This window comes from Polynucleobacter sp. JS-Fieb-80-E5, assembly GCF_018882015.1.
In the GTDB taxonomy this organism is placed as follows: Bacteria; Pseudomonadota; Gammaproteobacteria; order Burkholderiales; family Burkholderiaceae; genus Polynucleobacter.
The window spans coordinates 287,682-304,075 of the sequence record NZ_JACVPH010000002.1; the positions used below are offsets into that span (position 1 = coordinate 287,682).

Below are 16,394 nucleotides of genomic sequence, written 5' to 3' on the forward strand. Positions count from 1 at the left end.
CTCTTTTACAAGAGTTATTTGAACACAGAAATGCAATCAGGGCTTCGTAAAGCCCTGATTTATCTGCTGAATTTTTTTCATACCTTTAGATGAATGTCAAACAGGCGAAAAATTATTCGACCGTAACGCTCTTTGCCAGATTTCTGGGCTTATCAACGTCTGTACCACGCGCACAGGCTGTGTGATAAGCCAACAGTTGAAGAGGTACTACATGAAGGATAGGTGAGAGGTTGCCATAGTGCTCAGGCAGCTTGATGACATTGATGCCGTCGCTGCTAGAGATATGGGTATCTTGATCAGCAAAAACATATAACTTGCCACCGCGTGCTTTGACTTCTTGCATATTGGATTTAAGCTTCTCCAATAAGACGTCATTTGGCGCAACGGTAACAACCGGCATCTTGTCTGTAACTAGAGCAAGCGGACCATGCTTTAACTCACCTGCTGGATAAGCTTCAGCATGAATATAAGAAATCTCTTTGAGTTTTAATGCGCCTTCAAGTGCAATTGGGTAGTGCATTCCACGACCAAGGAATAGGGCATTTTCACACTTAGAAAAAGCATCACTCCAGGCAATGATTTGTGGCTCAAGCGCTAGTACTGCATGAAGCGCTTTCGGTAGGTGACGTAAGTCACGAAGTAACTCTTTTTCTTTTTCAGGAGAAATTTTGCCATCGCGCTTAGCAATCGAAACCGCTAAGAGATAGAGCGCTAAAAGCTGCGTAGTAAATGCCTTTGTTGAAGCCACTCCAATTTCAGCACCAGCCTTGGTCAAGAAATGCCAATCGGTTTCACGAACCATTGCGCTACTGGCTACGTTACAAATTGCTAATGTGAACCGGTGACCTAAACCCTTGGCATGACGTAATGCTGCCAAAGTATCTGCCGTCTCACCAGATTGTGAAACCACCACAATGAGTGTTTTTGGATTGGGTACAGTGGTGCGGTAGCGATACTCACTCGCAATTTCTACTTGAGTTGGAATACCAGCAATATCTTCTAGCCAATATTTAGCAACACATGCGGAGTAATAACTTGTGCCGCATGCCAATATTAAAATCTGCTCAAAAGCTTTCCAATCTTCTGGCTTTGCTTCAAATAGCTCAGGACCAAAGTCGGCGATATTAGCAAGCGTGTCGCCAATTGCCCTGGGCTGCTCAAAAATTTCTTTTTGCATGTAATGCTGATAAGGGCCGAGATCAACTGAGTCAGCTTGTGCTGGCATAGGCTTCAGATTTCTTTGAGCGACCTTACCAGCTTGATCAACTATATCAACGGAATCAGCCTTGAGAACAGCAACATCACCCTCTTCCAAATACATCATGGAATGAGCGCGTCCTGCCAATGCCAAAGCATCAGAAGCCAAAAAGTGCTCATGATCGCCAATGGCAACCACTAGAGGAGAACCAACACGAGCGCCCACTAAAGTACTCGGGTTATCTTGAGAGATAACGCCAATAGCGTATGCGCCATGTAATTTAGGAAGCGCCGCTCTTACCGATGCCGCAATATCTTTTTGACCACTAGCCACATATTGCTGGTGAATTAAATGGGCGATAACTTCAGTATCTGTTTCAGAAGTAAATACATATCCAGCGGCTTTTAAATCTGAACGCAGAACTTCATAATTCTCAATAATGCCGTTATGAACAACAGCGACCAAATCATTGGAAATATGAGGATGGGCATTTTGGGTATCTGGCTTGCCGTGAGTAGCCCAACGTGTATGCGCAATGCCCAAGGTGCCAAAGAAATCTTTGCCTTGCTCGGCCAACTCAGAAACACGTGCAGTGGTGCGGGCACGCTCGATTGGGTGCTTAGCATCATCGCCATTAATCAGAGCAAAGCCACAAGAGTCATAGCCGCGATACTCTAAGCGACGCAAGCCCTCAACCAAAACATCAACAATATTTTTTTGGGAGGCCGCGCCAACAATACCGCACATTATTTTTTACCCTTTGCAGTTTTCTTAATCGTCTTCTTGACGGCCTTCTTCACAGCTGTCTTTACGGTTACTTTTTTAGGGCTTGCTTTCTTGGCAGCAACTTTTTTGACTGGTTTCTTTTCTTGCTTGACAGGGCGCTGCCACTGCAAGGAAATTTGTTTCGCTCTGGATACTGTGAGCTGATTGGCAGGCGCATCTTTAGTCAGAGTTGTACCAGCCCCCAATGTGGCACCACGACCAACGCGCACTGGTGCAACCAATTGAGTATCCGAACCAATGAAAACGTCATCTTCAATAATGGTCTGGTGTTTGTTAACGCCATCGAAGTTGCAAGTAATGGTGCCGGCACCAATATTGACTCGTGAGCCAACAATAGAGTCGCCAACATAAGCCAAATGATTTGCTTTGCTATTAGCAGCAATTTTGCTGTTCTTCACTTCTACGAAATTACCAATATGCACATCGTTTGATAAATCTGCGCCAGGACGCAAACGAGCATAAGGGCCAATTAATGATTGATTACCCACTTTTGCGCCGTCCACATGGCTATATGCATGAATAGAAACGCCTTTACCAATCACGCTATTGCGAATGACGCAATATGGCCCAATCTTTGTGCCCGCATCTAATGTGACACAACCTTCGAATACGCACCCCACATCAATAGACACATCAGTGCCGCACTCTAAGGTGCCACGTACATCAATACGCGCAGGATCAGCAAGGGATACACCTGCATCCATTAATTGATTGGCAATATTAAGTTGGTGCACACGCTCTAGTGCAGCGAGTTGATCACGACTATTGACACCAATCGTCTCGAACTCATCATCAGCTTGCGTTGTGCGAATCGGCACGCCGTCTTTAACAGCCATGGCAATCACATCAGTCAAGTAGTACTCGCCTTGTGCATTGCTGGCACGTAAAGACTTAAGCCATTTCTTCAATGAGTTCGTTGGCAATACCATGATGCCGGTATTAATTTCTTGAATCGACTTTTGCGCTGGCGTCGCATCCTTCTCTTCGACGATCTCTTTCACAGAACCATCTGCATCACGAACAATCCGGCCGTATCCAGTTGGATTGACAAGGTTTTGCGTGAGGAGCGCAAGTGCACTGTCTTGACCGCGTACACCATCAGCTAACTTTGCTAATTTGGCTAGCGTCTTTTTTGTAGTAAGGGGAACATCGCCATATAAAACTAAAGTTGGCTCTTGAACATCTAATTTAGGCAGGGCTTGCAATAGCGCGTGACCCGTTCCTTTTTGTTCTGCTTGCAGCGCAGTGCTTACTTTGCCAAAGCTTGGATCTTCCTTGCTTGCATTTAGCAAGAATGTTTTTACATCTGCTGCGCCATGACCAATCACTACTACGGGGCCAGATTTAGCCTTCTTATCCTGTAGTGAAAGAGCGGTATTGAGAACGTGTTGGAGCAGGGGTTTTCCTGCGAGAGTTTGCAGTACCTTGGGGAGGGCGGATTTCATCCGCTTTCCTTGCCCAGCAGCCAAAATGACGATATTCATAAAGGGGGATTATAAGTCCCCTGAATCATGGTTCCACAGGCTAATTCATCCAATTCAGCCTCATCTATTGCCCTGTCGCCAGAAGATCTAGCAGCAATCCCTGCCAACTCGGTGGAAATCTCCAAGTTTTTGAAATCAAAGGCTTCGCCATCCATCAAATGAGATGGAACGATGTGATGCATCGAGCGAAATAAGTTCTCTACCCGTCCTGGATGCTTCTTTTCCCAATCACGCAACATTTCTTTCATGACCTGACGCTGCAAATTGGGCTGACTTCCACATAAATCACAAGGAATAATCGGGAAGTTCATATCTGCCGCATAACGTTCAAGCAGCTTCTCAGGGACATATGCCAAGGGGCGAATCACGATATGTTTGCCATCATCTGAGCGCAACTTGGGCGGCATCCCTTTTAGCTTGCCCGCATAAAACATATTGAGCATCAAGGTTTCTAGAATGTCATCACGGTGATGGCCTAAAGCAATCTTCGTTGCGCCCAACTCATCTGCAACACGATACAAAATGCCTCGGCGCAAGCGTGAGCACAATCCACAAGTGGTTTTACCCTCAGGAATCACACGCTTCACAATGCTATATGTATCTTGCTCTTCAATGTGATACTGAACACCTAAACTCTTCAAATAATTAGGCAAGATTTCGGCGGGGAAATTAGGCTGCTTCTGATCCAAGTTCACTGCAACAATTTCAAAATTGATTGGCGCGCGCTCACGCAGCTTCATCAGAATATCGAGCATGGCGTAACTATCTTTACCACCCGAAACACATACCATGACCTTATCGCTCTCTTCGATCATGCCAAAGTCTCCAATGGCCTGACCTACCAAGCGGCAGAGTTTCTTCTCTAGCTTGTTTTCTTCAAAGACAACTTTACGAATATCGCCCATAAGAGTTCTTTTCTAAATTCTATTTAAGAAGTCTTGATACGGAATACTTCAACACCCACCGAATGACAGTCTGGATAGACATCTGGCTTAGCCGTGCTTACACGCGCAGCCAATACCTTTGAGTGCAACAACATTGCCGTCACGATGTCATCGCAAAAGGTTTCCTGTAAATGAATATGTCCCTGAGAGGCCCGAGCCTTAATGGTTTCACGCATGAAGTCGTAATCCACTACTTCATCCAACTGATCGTTAGTTGGCGTATTCATATCAAGGGGAATATATAAGTCCACATTGAGGATGACGCGCTGCTCTGCTTTTTTCTCAAAGTCATGAACTCCGATGTTGATATAAATCTCATAGTCCCGGAGAAATAAACGGCGACAGTCAACAAGAGCGGGATGAGAAAGAATGGCGTGCATGTATATTTGCTTTTTAAAAATACTTAATTGGTTTTGAACATCACATCACGTGATGATGGTAATAAATGTTGCCCACCGTCCACATATAAGGTGGTTCCGGTGATGGCGCTAGAGTCCGCCAAAAATACGGCTGCCTTTGCAATATCTGCAGGCGATGAGGATCTACCTAGCGGCGTCATTTGATGGGCCTTGGAAAAACCATCCATTGTTTGATCGCCTGATGGCAAAGAGATTCCGGGTGCTAATCCGACTACGCGCAGATGAGGCGCAAAATCCATTGCCAATAGTTCAACCGAAGAAAGTAACGCTGCCTTAGACAATGTGTAAGACAAATAATCTGGATTAGGGTTAATCAACTTTTGATCTAGCAGTTGAATTACTACTGGAATGACGCCGAGTGTATTTGGCTTACTTTTTTGAAACTCAAACATCAGCTGAGACAGCAAAATTGGCGCAGTTAAATTGACCTGCATATGGTCTTGCAAACTTTTTCCACTTAACGGGGTACTCGAATTCGCACGGTCATATTCAAAAATAGACGCGCTATTAACTAAGCAGGCCAAATTAGGGAATGCCTTGCTGACAGCCAAGAAAAGATCTTTAGTGGCAGCCTCATCAGCCAAGTCTGCTTGGAAAGCTTGGGCTTTCACACCCATCATTTTGATTTCTCTGATGGTTTCTTGGGCCTCTTGCTCGGATCGCCCATAATGAACGGCAACATCCCAGCCCTGACGGGCAAACTGCAAGGCAATTTCTCGGCCCAGGCGCTTGGCGGCGCCAGTCACTAAAACTGCTTTTCCTTGCTGGGATGGGGGCGTTGAACTAGGGTTCAATTAAATTCTCTTAGACTAGCGAGCTATGGATATTACCTTGACCAGCCTTGAAACGGAGCATAGTGCCCTTCTAAAGGCCAAAATAGCCTCTCAAATCGCCTTAAAGGGCGGCTGGCTGCCATTCTCTCGCTATATGGAGATGGCTTTATATGAGCCAGGAATGGGCTATTACAGCGCTGGCGCTCACAAACTCGGGGCTGGTGGCGACTTTACTACCGCCCCTGAATTAAGCCCTCTCTTTGGCGCAGCCATTTGCTCAACTCTCCTACCTGTACTTGAGGGGCTCAAGGAAAAAGGTCTGCCCACTCAAATCTTGGAGTTTGGCGCTGGGACAGGCAAGCTTGCTACCTCAATACTTACCCGCCTGAATGACCTTGGCTTTCATTTGGATCGTTACGACATTATCGAAATTTCGCCAGACTTAGCGCAGCGACAACAAGAAAGAATTAGAAATACTGTTGAACAACTCGATCTTAAGACCCCATGCAATTGGTTAACGGGGTTACCTGAGAATTTCAAAGGCATCATTCTGGCCAACGAAGTGATTGATGCCATTCCTTGTGATGCCATCATTTATCAAAATGGATTTTGGTATTGGTACGGTGTTGCATTTGAGAATGACAAACTGATCTGGAAAGTAGGCTCTCCAGTCGAACAACAATTACTTCCTGAAAGCCTTCTCAGCGGCAACTTCTCAGAAGGTTATGTCACTGAACTACACACGCCAGCAAACGCCTGGATGCAACAAATTGCAAAACATTTAGATGCTGGCCTATTCCTCACGTTTGACTATGGATTTCCTGAGAGCGAGTACTATCACCCGCAAAGGCTTGGGGGCACTTTAATGGCTCACCATCGCCATCATGCGATTCAAGATCCATTTCATCTACCCGGTCTTTGCGACTTAACAACGCACGTTGAATGGTCCCAAATTGCTCGTAGCGCGTTGGCTGAAAATGTGGATGATGTATACCTTACCAACCAGGCTGCATATCTATTAGATGCTGGCATTGGTGATATTGCTTTAGAAATTGGCGACCCAAGTGATCCAGAAACCTTCCTGCCGATCTCCAATTCTTTGCAAAAATTATTGTCTGAAGCAGAGATGGGCGAGCTCTTTAAAGCTTTTGCATTTTCAAAGAAATTAGAAAGTTTGCTGCCGGGATATGTACTCGAAGATCTGCCGGGTCTACGCGGCAGAAATAGGCTGTAGACGCTTGTTTTAAGAAGCTAGAGCCATAGTAATTGCAGACAACCTGGCAGACTCAAATGCGCTGCCAATCCGCTCGCCGTTGGATCGATCTTCTGCAGCTACGCCAGCAATAATTTCGGCTGTATTGATGGCTTGAGTAGTACGCATTGCATTGATCAAAGGGGAAACAGGCATTACCAATTTATCCGCAAGATTCAAAAGTGCTTGTGCTCGATCTGGCTTACGCCAAACATCTGCACGGTTGAACCAATTCAAAACGTCTACCGCCTGATAAGAGGCATTGGGATACTTGTTTATTAAGAACCTAAGATCACTAAATATTTCACTGAAATCTCGTACATCAATTGGCATGCGTACACATTCAGCCCATGAACGAATTTCATTTGCAGGTAAATTCATTAGCGTAATTGCGCAGCGCTCTTCAATACTATTTCCAGCTAAGGAAAAATACGCGATGAGCTCTTCACGAAACGACTCTTCAGACAGTTGGGTGGTCAATGAAGGCGCCAATATCGTTCTGGCTGCGTCAGCATCCAATAAGACTTGAAATAAGCGCATCGGCTTAGCAGCAACTAAGCCCCTGGCTAATTCTTGCCAAATGCGTTCTGCCGATAAAGCATTTAACTCGCCTGATTGAGTAATGGCTTTAAGAGCACTGAGCGTTTCAGGAGCAACACTAAATTCAGGAAAGCGCGCAGCAAAGCGAGCAATGCGCAAGAGGCGCAATGGATCTTCTGCAAATGCATCTGACACATGACGAAATACTTTGGCAGCCAAATCTTCTTGGCCGTTATAAGGATCAATAATAGGTCCAAATTGCTTTCCATCAACGCCCACTTCTTGCGCCATCGCATTGATTGTTAAATCACGACGCCCTAAGTCTTGCTCCAGAGTGACAGAAGGGTCAGCATAGAAGTTAAAGCCTTTGTAGCCTTTACCAGTCTTGCGCTCAGTGCGCGCCAGTGCATATTCAGCCTGCGTCTCTGGATGCAAAAACACTGGAAAATCTTTGCCGACAGGACGAAAGCCCTTAGCAACCATCTCTTCTACGCTGGAGCCCACCACAACATAATCAATGTCGTGCACAGGCAAACCCATGAGGGTGTCCCTAATGGCTCCGCCTACTGCGTAGATTTTCATTACTGCATACCCTCTAGGCTGCGACGACTCATTTTGAATACTTCCGGCAAGGCATCAACACTATTCACTGGCAAAGTATTGGGTACTTGCATAGAGGCAATATTGTCACGAGACATCAATGTAGGACCGGGCAAGAATTCAAATGCCAATGCCTGTAGATAGCCCACAAAAGCTGGCACAGGAATGATGAGGCACGAGGTTTTAGCCTTACGTGCAGCAAACTCAACAATCTCTTTCATGGTGTAAGCCGTTGGGCCAACCAAGTCATAGGATTGATGAATCGTTTGAGGCATCGATAAGGATTTAACAAATGCTCCTGCAACATCATCTACGCTCACCGGCTGAAATTGCGCCTGGGAATTTGCTAAAGGCATAGCAGGAAACAACTTAGTCAACTTAGAAAACAAATTAATGAATTGATCCTGCGCACCAAAAATGACTGAAGGCCTAAAGATAGTCCAATCTAAATTGCTGGCCTTGACTGCAGCCTCGCCATCACCTTTGCTGCGCTGATACATTGATGGGCCATGAGAGTCGGCACCCAATGCGCTCATATGTAAATAGCGCTTTAAGCCATGGAGCTGCATTGCCGTAATAATGTTTTTAGGCAGCTCCACATGCGCAGCTTTAAATACCTTTCCATAAGGCTTAGCCGGCTTATCGTGTAGCACTCCGACCAAATTGATCACGGCACCATTTTGCTTAATGCGCTCACAAAGGCTCTGCAGCTCATCAAACTCATGAACATCAGCCTCTTCGACATGTACCTTGGGCAACATGCGTAATTCACGTGCAGCGCCTAAATGGCCTGTTGGAACCAATACGGAATAACCTGCTAGTTGAAGTTGCGCAGCAATGACTCGCCCCACAAATCCATTGCCACCGATTAGAAGAATGTCATATTTCATAGGAAGCTTTCTTTGCTTAGCTCGGTGATTGATTGTTTAAGGAAGCTCAGATTGAGTAGCAGCCTTCGGTGTAATGACACCTAGGCGCTGTTTTAAAGATTGTGGCTGACCATTCATCACCGATGAATAGTAATTTGCATTAGAGAGCACATTCTTCACATACACACGTGTCTCAGTAAACGGAATAGTTTCAGCAAAAATAGCGCCCTCTGTAGGGCCAGATAATTTTTCCCGCCAAGCCTTTGAGCGCGAAGGGCCTGCGTTATAGGCCGCGGAAGCCAAAACCCAAGATCCATCTAAATCGATCAAAACCATATTTAGATAATTACTTCCTAAAGTTAAATTGGTATTCGTATCGCTTAATTTGTCATTGGTGTAATTGGCCATCCCAATCTTCTTAGCCACGTACTTTGCAGTATTTGGCATCACCTGCATTAATCCAGAAGCACCCACAGAAGAGGCGGCATTCATAATGAAGCGTGACTCTTGACGAATCAAGCCATAAGCCCAAGCAAGATTGAGATCTATTTGACGCGCAATTGGAGATAGTTCTTCTTTGTACGGAGTTGGGTAGCGCAAACTAAAGTCGTGCTCTTGCTTGGTACGATCGGCAGTGTTAACGACGCGGTCATATAAATTGATTCGCTTTGCATACTCCGCAGCTGCAAGCAACTGCTTGTCAGTCATATTGCGCAATTCCCAGTTCCACTCGCGATTACCTTCAAAGCGAAGATTCATGGCATATAAGCGCTCACCACGAATAAAGCCCTTGCGGCTCGCCATCGCATCAATCTCCTGCTCAGTCACTTTCGTTTTAGCGGGCGCATTATTGGATTTACCTAGCTCCTCACGTGCAAGCTGGCCGTAGAAGTTATATTGATCCGCAATCATTTCAAAACTGTCTTTGGCCTTTACATCTTGGCCTTCGGCCTTCAATGCGCGGCCATACCAATAGGTCCACGCGGGGTCCTTAGAGCGAACCGCCGGGTTCATACCATCAATTGCATTTTTAACCAGGACCCAATCTTTGGCACGCAAGCCTGCGCGCACTTTCCATTCTTGTGACTCGACTGAAAGGAGTTCGTTAAAGCCCAGCTCTTGCTGTAAGCGATACGCATCGTCCGCATTGGGGTCTAATTTCTTGGCTAAAAATTGTCCAATCACGCCCCAAGCAACCGCTTGGTTTTCTTTGCTATAGCGTGAAGCGTTTTGAGAAAAGTCACGATAGGCCTTTGCTGGATCAGCCTTTGCTACTTTAACAATATCTGCAATTGGGTCTTCACCACCAATACGTCGCGCCATGGTGTCGTAGCCTTTTTCGCTGGCCGCACGCCCAATAGCCTTGGCTTCACTTGGAGCCATGCCGCCCGCAGCAACCAATGATGGAACCAACTCTTGGCATGCTTGTCCAAAATAACTTGGATCAAGTAACACCGCTCGAGAATCAATCGCTAATTTAGTTGGGTTCTCACCTTGAGATAATTTAGACAGCAAGGAATAGCACTTCACTTGTGTATCGTCATCTAAAACAAACTTAGCGTACTCCACATCAAAACGTGCCCAGTCCCTACGCTTACCCAAAACCAATAACCAATCATTGCGCATACGGTCAGCCAATGCTGTGCCTTGATATTGATTTAAGAATGCGACTACTTGAGCGTCTGCGCCATAGTCATTACGTGCGCCGCCAGCACTATCAAATAATTGCGGCTTGATGCGGAAGTAGGCTACATAGTCATCAAATGGGTAATTAACCAAATTGGATGAAAGTTGCTGGGTACGAAAAACATCATTCTTTTTTGCAGCTTCGCGCAAATCGATAAACATCCGATCGGTATCGGTAATTTCAGCTGGAGCAGCCTTGCTTTCATAAGACTTGGGCAGGCTTGGCTTCTTCAGCTTTTCTGCATAGGAATTGGACGCACCTAGTAATAGGCCCAAAACCAGAATTTTGGCCCATTGAAGGTATTTGCTGTTTACTATTACAAACTTCATTCTTCCGATCCAACCCTATCTCTATTTGCAAGGCTAGAGGCCTTGCAGTACTTGATTACTATATCCTTTAATTTTCGCCTGATAATGTTCGATATGCACGGTAATTCACCAAAAACTCTTCGCCAAGATTTATTAAAACAACGCAAAGAATTTACTGCCGGGAATAGCTACGCTTCTGCAAAAGTAGGCCTAATAGCAGGCCTCAATCATTTTTTAGTCAATGAAGGCAAATCTATTCGCTCAATCGCCCTTTATTGGCCCATTCAGGATGAAATTGATTTACGCCCAACTTTATTAAGCTGGATGAAGAATGCCTCTCAGCGTCGCTTAGCGCTGCCCTATGCGCGCCCTGATAAACACCTTGATTTTTACGAGTGGCAAGAGGGGGATACATTAATTCCAAGCGAGCACGGCGTTCCTGAGCCCAGCCCAGAAAATACTGCAAGGCCACAACTCATTCCTGACTGCATCCTAATTCCCTGCGTTGGCTGGTCTAGCTCTATTGTGAGCGACAAAGCACACTATTGGCGACTAGGCTATGGCGGCGGGTATTTTGATCGAACTCTGGCGCAGCTACGAAAAGACAATCCAAGTCTCATTTGCATGGGGATTGGATTTGATTGGCAAAAATTAGAGGATTCTCAATGGGCCGCTCAAACACATGACGAGCCCTTGGATATGCTGTTGACGGAGTCTGGCTTACTGAGTTGATTTACTTCGTTAAGTCTAAATTGTCTGCAATCGCTAAAACCGCATCGGCCTGATTTAGCGAGTAGAAATGAATGCCAGGTGCGCCAGCAGTTAACAACTGATCACACAAGTCTGTCACCACTTCTTCACCAAATGCACGAATAGACGCAATATCATCACCGTAGGATTGAAGGCGTAAACGAATCCAGCGTGGGATTTCTGCGCCACAGGCATCAGAGAATCGCAATAATTGGCTGCTATTGGTAATCGGCATAATGCCGGCAATGATTGGCTGCGTAACGCCCAATTCATAAGCCTCGTCTACGAAGCGGAAGTATGCATCGCTGTTGTAAAAATACTGCGTGACGGCAGAGTTTGCACCCGCCTTCATCTTTTGCACAAAGAAATCGATATCACTAGCAGGCGACTTCGCTTGTGGGTGCGTTTCTGGATAAGCGGCTACATCGATATGAAACCAATCGCCCGTTTCTGAGCGAATAAATTCAACCAACTCATTAGCATGATGAAACTCGCCATACTGACCCATGCCAGATGGCAAGTCACCGCGCAAAGCCACAATGCGCTTCACACCTAAAGCTTGATATTGCTTGAGCATCTCGCGCACGCTTTCACGTGAGCTACCAACACAAGATAAGTGAGGGGCAACTACTGCACCGGCAGCATGAATGTCGCTCACCACTTTTAAAGTACCGGACTGAGTAGAGCCACCGGCACCAAAGGTCACGGAATAAAACGCTGGCTTGAGTGTTTCACTGAAACGCTCGCGCACCAGATGCAACTTACTCTCACCTTCAGGTGTTTTTGGAGGAAAGAATTCGACGCTTAATTCCATGATTTTGGGCCTAGGTTTCTATGTGACTGGATTAATAACGGTAGTGGTCAGCCTTGTATGGACCTTGCTTCGTTACGCCAATGTAAGAAGCTTGCTGATCAGACAGGACAGTTAACTCGGCATTGAGAGTCTTGAGCTGTAGACGTGCAACCTTCTCATCCAAATGCTTAGGCAATGTATAAACACCGATTGGGTATTTATCTGTACCTACTGCATTCCACAATTCAATTTGTGCAATCACCTGGTTTGCAAATGAAGAGCTCATGACATACGAAGGATGCCCTGTGCCGCAACCCAGGTTCACCAAACGACCTTTAGCCAAAATAATGATGCGCTTTTCAGGCTTGCCATTGGCGGCCGGGAAAATCACGTGATCAACTTGTGGTTTGATTTCTTCCCACTTGTATTTCTCAATTCCAGCAACATCGATCTCATTATCAAAGTGCCCGATATTACAAACGATGGCTTGATTCTTCATCTTAGCCATGTGGTCATGTGTAATCACATGGTAGTTACCTGTTGCAGAAACAAAGATGTCCGCTTTATCAGCAGCGTAATCCATCGTCACAACACGGTAGCCTTCCATCGCAGCTTGCAATGCGCAGATTGGGTCTACTTCAGTCACCCAAACTTGAGCTGACAAGGCACGCAATGCTTGAGCTGAGCCTTTACCCACATCGCCGTAACCACAAACTACTGCAACCTTACCGGCTACCATTACGTCCGTAGCACGCTTAATTGCATCTACCAAAGATTCACGGCAACCATAAAGGTTATCGAATTTACTCTTAGTAACTGAGTCATTGACGTTGATAGCTGGGAACTTTAACTCGCCCTTAGCAAACATTTGATACAGGCGATGTACCCCAGTGGTGGTTTCTTCTGTAACACCTTTAACTTTTTCTAAACGAGTTGAATACCAAGTTGGATCTTGCGCCAATTTATTCTTAATGGCAGCAAACAAAATAGTTTCTTCTTCGCTCGTTGGATTGTTCAAGCAAGCTTGGTCTTTTTCAGCACGTGCGCCAAGGTGCAATAACAAAGTAGCATCGCCACCATCATCCAAAATCATATTGGTGTAGCCGCCATCAGCCCACTCAAAAATGCGATGCGTAAAGTCCCAATATTGCTCTAGGGTCTCGCCTTTAATAGCAAATACTGGCGTGCCGTTAGCAGCAATGGCAGCAGCAGCATGGTCTTGCGTAGAGAATATATTGCAAGACGCCCATTGAACTTCAGCACCGAGTGCCTCTAGCGTCTCGATCAATACTGCAGTTTGAATGGTCATGTGTAATGAACCAGTAATGCGTGCGCCACGCAATGGCTGTTGTGCAGCAAATTCATCACGAATGGCGATCAGGCCAGGCATTTCAGTTTCAGCAATGGCAATTTCTTTGCGACCAAAGTCAGCCAAAGAGATATCAGCGATTGCGCAACGAGTTGCTACAAAGTTATTTAAATCAGAAACGGTATTCATTAATGCTCCAGCTAAATACGATCCAATGCTGGAGTAGAAACTCGCTAGCCATTGAATCATGGGTTAGCGAGCGCGGTTGCAATTAGCAAACTCCGAGAATTACCTTAGAGCCCACTCCCTTCAAGCCTGGGGAAGTGCTGGGTCTCAGCATTCCTTGCAACGCTCCTTAAAGGTATGCCGTAATTGTAAACAATTACGGCATATTTCGCCTCAATACACCTACAAACTGGGTATTTCCTACTTACAGACCTGCTGCGGCACGTAATACAGCTGCTTTGTCTGTTTGCTCCCAAGTAAATTCTGGCTCTTCACGGCCAAAGTGACCATAAGCAGCAGTCTTTTTATAAATTGGGCGCAAGAGGTTCAACATCTTCACAATACCTTTTGGACGCAAGTCAAAGTGCTCAGAAACTAATTGAGCAATCTTCTCATCCGAAATCTTGCCCGTACCAAAAGTGCTCACCATGACTGAGGTTGGTTTAGCAACACCAATCGCATAGGAGATCTGAATCAAGCACTTGCTTGCCAAACCAGCAGCAACCACGTTCTTCGCAACATAACGTCCAGCGTATGCAGCAGAACGATCAACCTTAGATGGATCTTTACCAGAGAAAGCGCCGCCGCCGTGAGGGGCTGCACCACCGTAGGTATCCACAATAATTTTGCGACCAGTTAAACCACAATCACCCTGTGGGCCACCGATAACAAAACGTCCAGTTGGGTTTACCAAGAAATTAATAGCGCCTTTGATCAAATGCTTAGGCAGTACTGGTTTGATGATTTCTTCGATGACTGCTTCACGTAATTTTTCGAGAGAGATTTCTTCATCATGTTGAGTAGACAACACCACAGTATCGATAGAATCAGGCTTGCCATCCACATAGCGCAAGGTCACTTGTGACTTCGCATCCGGGCGCAACCAGTTCAATCGGCCATCGCGACGCAATTGTGATTGGCGCTCAACCAAGCGGTGTGACAAGTGAATTGGCAAAGGCATGAGCTCTGCGGTTTCATCACAAGCGTAACCAAACATGAGGCCTTGATCACCAGCGCCTTGATCCAAGCCGTCATCATGGGCTTTATCAACACCTTGAGCAATATCAGGACTTTGCTTGTCGTAAGCAACCAATACGGCACAACCTTTGTAGTCGATACCGTAGTCAGTGTTGTCGTAACCAATTTCACGCAAAGTGTTGCGAGCAACTTGAATGTAGTCAACGTTGGCGTTAGTAGTAATTTCACCAGCTAAAACGACTAAGCCGGTGTTGCACAAAGTTTCAGCTGCAACACGTGCAGTAGGATCTTGAGCCAAGATGGCATCAAGAATAGAATCAGAGATTTGGTCTGCTACTTTATCGGGGTGACCTTCAGAAACGGATTCTGAGGTAAAGAAGTAATCATTTGCCATTGCATATTCCTTTAATAATTAACACGATCATTGGGACAACTCGACGTGCCAGGAACTACAACGGCGACGCTTTAGCAGAATTTATGAATCGCCCTGCAAGTTGCCTTAACTCAGCGATGAGTGGATTCTATCCGAAAAATGCCTAATTCAGCAAGGCATGCTGAAATCCACACACTGAGAGCGGCATTGAATATCATAAGGGGGTGCGAAAACTCCTTCTCAAGCTCTGCCTTAATGCGATTGCCGCGCTTCCCCTTGCGCTTGTGCAAGTGATTGGGGCCTTTTTAGGCATGCTGGCTTACCTTGGCTCCAAGCAATATCGCTCACTCTTTAAACCCCAATACGAAGCGGTAGTGAATGCACGGGGCCTGCCATTCAAGCTTTGGGATGCAGTAAGAGCCTCTGGAATGTTGTTTTCAGACAGCCTGTGGATTTGGAGAAATCCACAAAAAGCCCTTTCATTAGTAGAAGTGCAAAACTGGGATATGGTTGAGGCGGCGATCGGCGAAGGGCACGGCTTAGTGATGCTGACCCCTCACCTTGGTGGCTTTGAGATCATTCCACGTGTTCTCGCACAGCATTTCCCAGCAACGATTCTCTATCGACCTTCACGCCAAGAATGGCTCAATGAAGAAGTAGAAGAAGGTCGCGCCTATCCGAATATGCATTTCGTGCCGACCAACCTCAATGGCGTGCGCCAAATGACTAGAGCGCTCACCCGAGGAGAAGCAATTGGCATTCTTCCAGATCAAGTGCCTAGTGGCGGCGAAGGTGTTTGGGTCCCATTCTTTGGACGTCCTGCATACACAACGCCATTACCAGCGCGTCTAGCCAATCGGAATAACACGCCAGTAGTCATGTTTACCGCTAAGCGTAAAGGTATTGGCCAAGGATGGCTCATGCAGGCTACTCGTCTTGCACCTCTATCTGAAGATGCCAATCTTGCCGCTGCAGAACTCAACGTTGCAATTGAAAATGCAGTTCTGGTGGCGCCAGAACAATTCATTTGGTCATACAACCGCTATAAGCATCCCGCCGGTGCAGAATTGCCCCCAAGCAATTAAAAAAATTCGTTATCATTTTTG

At 46.0% G+C, this 16,394-nt stretch carries 14 protein-coding genes and 1 riboswitch; of the genes, 3 read left to right on the top strand and 11 right to left on the bottom strand.

Going from position 1 to position 16,394, the window contains the following annotated elements:
* Positions 1-112 precede the first annotated feature (112 nt).
* The 5 genes from glmS to ICN44_RS04455 are packed head-to-tail and all read right to left on the bottom strand — an operon-like array spanning position 113 to position 5,625.
* Complete coding sequence (gene glmS / locus ICN44_RS04435; protein WP_216262876.1) at positions 113-1,945, bottom strand: glutamine--fructose-6-phosphate transaminase (isomerizing); 1,833 nt, start codon at positions 1,943-1,945, stop codon at positions 113-115.
* Positions 1,945-3,468, bottom strand: a complete 1,524-nt coding sequence (glmU, locus tag ICN44_RS04440) for a bifunctional UDP-N-acetylglucosamine diphosphorylase/glucosamine-1-phosphate N-acetyltransferase GlmU (protein ID WP_216262877.1) — start codon at positions 3,466-3,468, stop codon at positions 1,945-1,947. Before glmU ends, glmS begins: the two co-directional genes overlap by 1 nt.
* Positions 3,465-4,373, bottom strand: coding sequence for a tRNA 2-thiocytidine(32) synthetase TtcA (ttcA, locus tag ICN44_RS04445; RefSeq protein ID WP_216262878.1), 909 nt, complete (start codon positions 4,371-4,373; stop codon positions 3,465-3,467). The genes glmU and ttcA overlap by 4 nt, the downstream gene beginning before the upstream one ends.
* A gap of 23 nt (positions 4,374-4,396) precedes the next feature.
* Positions 4,397-4,792: a dihydroneopterin aldolase gene (locus tag ICN44_RS04450; protein WP_216262879.1), complete on the bottom strand. Its 396-nt coding sequence runs from the start codon at positions 4,790-4,792 to the stop codon at positions 4,397-4,399.
* A gap of 23 nt (positions 4,793-4,815) precedes the next feature.
* Positions 4,816-5,625 (bottom strand): SDR family oxidoreductase, encoded by an 810-nt coding sequence (locus ICN44_RS04455; RefSeq protein WP_216262880.1) that lies wholly within the window; start codon positions 5,623-5,625, stop codon positions 4,816-4,818.
* 25 nt (positions 5,626-5,650) lie between these two features.
* Between ICN44_RS04455 and ICN44_RS04460 the strand changes: the two genes are divergently transcribed.
* Positions 5,651-6,838 carry a class I SAM-dependent methyltransferase gene (locus tag ICN44_RS04460; RefSeq protein WP_216262881.1) on the top strand — a complete coding sequence of 396 codons (1,188 nt, stop codon included), beginning with the start codon at positions 5,651-5,653 and terminating at the stop codon, positions 6,836-6,838.
* 9 nt (positions 6,839-6,847) lie between these two features.
* Here the strand turns inward: ICN44_RS04460 and ICN44_RS04465 are convergent, their stop codons facing one another.
* The 3 genes from ICN44_RS04465 to ICN44_RS04475 are packed head-to-tail and all read right to left on the bottom strand — an operon-like array spanning position 6,848 to position 10,881.
* Complete coding sequence (locus ICN44_RS04465; protein WP_216262882.1) at positions 6,848-7,978, bottom strand: polynucleotide adenylyltransferase; 1,131 nt, start codon at positions 7,976-7,978, stop codon at positions 6,848-6,850.
* Entirely contained in the window at positions 7,978-8,886 is a 909-nt protein-coding gene (locus ICN44_RS04470; protein ID WP_216262883.1) for a complex I NDUFA9 subunit family protein, read from the bottom strand. The genes ICN44_RS04465 and ICN44_RS04470 overlap by 1 nt, the downstream gene beginning before the upstream one ends.
* Positions 8,887-8,922: 36 nt before the next feature.
* Complete coding sequence (locus tag ICN44_RS04475) at positions 8,923-10,881, bottom strand: lytic transglycosylase domain-containing protein (protein WP_216262884.1); 1,959 nt, start codon at positions 10,879-10,881, stop codon at positions 8,923-8,925.
* 93 nt (positions 10,882-10,974) lie between these two features.
* Between ICN44_RS04475 and ICN44_RS04480 the strand changes: the two genes are divergently transcribed.
* Positions 10,975-11,592, top strand: a complete 618-nt coding sequence (locus ICN44_RS04480; protein WP_255537410.1) for a 5-formyltetrahydrofolate cyclo-ligase — start codon at positions 10,975-10,977, stop codon at positions 11,590-11,592.
* A gap of 1 nt (position 11,593) precedes the next feature.
* Here the strand turns inward: ICN44_RS04480 and metF are convergent, their stop codons facing one another.
* The 3 genes from metF to metK all read right to left on the bottom strand — a co-directional run bounded on the left by metF (position 11,594) and on the right by metK (position 15,309).
* The gene (gene metF / locus ICN44_RS04485) at positions 11,594-12,424 is read right to left on the bottom strand and encodes a methylenetetrahydrofolate reductase [NAD(P)H] (RefSeq protein WP_216262886.1); all 831 of its coding nucleotides are present in this window, start codon (positions 12,422-12,424) and stop codon (positions 11,594-11,596) included.
* Positions 12,425-12,455: 31 nt separating this feature from the next.
* Entirely contained in the window at positions 12,456-13,901 is a 1,446-nt protein-coding gene (gene ahcY / locus ICN44_RS04490; RefSeq protein ID WP_216262953.1) for an adenosylhomocysteinase, read from the bottom strand.
* Between the two features lie 61 nt (positions 13,902-13,962).
* Positions 13,963-14,075: riboswitch (S-adenosyl-L-homocysteine riboswitch) on the bottom strand.
* A gap of 67 nt (positions 14,076-14,142) precedes the next feature.
* The gene (metK, locus tag ICN44_RS04495) at positions 14,143-15,309 is read right to left on the bottom strand and encodes a methionine adenosyltransferase (RefSeq protein WP_216262887.1); all 1,167 of its coding nucleotides are present in this window, start codon (positions 15,307-15,309) and stop codon (positions 14,143-14,145) included.
* Between the two features lie 203 nt (positions 15,310-15,512).
* On the opposite strand from metK, the gene ICN44_RS04500 reads away from it, so the two are divergent.
* Positions 15,513-16,373: a lysophospholipid acyltransferase family protein gene (locus ICN44_RS04500; protein ID WP_370624860.1), complete on the top strand. Its 861-nt coding sequence runs from the start codon at positions 15,513-15,515 to the stop codon at positions 16,371-16,373.
* Positions 16,374-16,394 lie beyond the last annotated feature (21 nt).

Coding starts and splice junctions, on each gene's coding strand:
- glmS (WP_216262876.1), bottom strand. CDS start 1,945: ATGTGCGGTATTGTTGGCGCGGCCTCCCAAAAAAATATTGTTGATGTT.
- glmU (WP_216262877.1), bottom strand. CDS start 3,468: ATGAATATCGTCATTTTGGCTGCTGGGCAAGGAAAGCGGATGAAATCC.
- ttcA (WP_216262878.1), bottom strand. CDS start 4,373: ATGGGCGATATTCGTAAAGTTGTCTTTGAAGAAAACAAGCTAGAGAAG.
- ICN44_RS04450 (WP_216262879.1), bottom strand. CDS start 4,792: ATGCACGCCATTCTTTCTCATCCCGCTCTTGTTGACTGTCGCCGTTTA.
- ICN44_RS04460 (WP_216262881.1), top strand. CDS start 5,651: ATGGATATTACCTTGACCAGCCTTGAAACGGAGCATAGTGCCCTTCTA.
- ICN44_RS04465 (WP_216262882.1), bottom strand. CDS start 7,978: ATGAAAATCTACGCAGTAGGCGGAGCCATTAGGGACACCCTCATGGGT.
- ICN44_RS04470 (WP_216262883.1), bottom strand. CDS start 8,886: ATGAAATATGACATTCTTCTAATCGGTGGCAATGGATTTGTGGGGCGA.
- ICN44_RS04475 (WP_216262884.1), bottom strand. CDS start 10,881: ATGAAGTTTGTAATAGTAAACAGCAAATACCTTCAATGGGCCAAAATT.
- ICN44_RS04480 (WP_255537410.1), top strand. CDS start 10,975: ATGCACGGTAATTCACCAAAAACTCTTCGCCAAGATTTATTAAAACAA.
- metF (WP_216262886.1), bottom strand. CDS start 12,424: ATGGAATTAAGCGTCGAATTCTTTCCTCCAAAAACACCTGAAGGTGAG.
- ahcY (WP_216262953.1), bottom strand. CDS start 13,901: ATGAATACCGTTTCTGATTTAAATAACTTTGTAGCAACTCGTTGCGCA.
- metK (WP_216262887.1), bottom strand. CDS start 15,309: ATGGCAAATGATTACTTCTTTACCTCAGAATCCGTTTCTGAAGGTCAC.